The sequence below is a fragment of the Halomonas sp. ND22Bw genome (genome assembly GCF_003011945.1).
Lineage (GTDB): Bacteria > Pseudomonadota > Gammaproteobacteria > Pseudomonadales > Halomonadaceae > Halomonas > Halomonas halophila.
In genome coordinates this window covers 1-245 of sequence record NZ_PXWD01001534.1, presented here as the reverse complement: position 1 = coordinate 245, position 245 = coordinate 1, and the positions used below count along the sequence as shown (strand labels likewise).

At 70.6% G+C, this 245-nt stretch carries 1 protein-coding gene; it reads left to right on the top strand.

The annotated features are described in order from the left end of the window. The coding region (locus tag CVH10_RS23365; RefSeq protein WP_219925063.1) for a hypothetical protein at nucleotides 1-245 on the top strand (245 nt) is incomplete at both ends.

The following is a 245-nucleotide window of genomic DNA, read 5'->3' as shown; positions in this document are numbered from 1 at the left end:
CTGACCCAGCCGGCCGTCCCCGCCTACGCCCAGTCCCTCTCCAAGAACCCGATCGAGACCCCCGACCATCCGCCGGGCTCCTTCGCCAGCGTCGTCGACAAGGTGAAGCCCGGCGTCGTCGCCGTGAAGGTGAAGCTCGACGACAGCGCCGATTCGGACGACGACGGCGACGGTCCCGGCCAGCAGCAGGTGCCCCCGCAGCTGCGCGAGTTCTTCAAGCGCTTCGGCCAGGGCGGTCCCGGTCA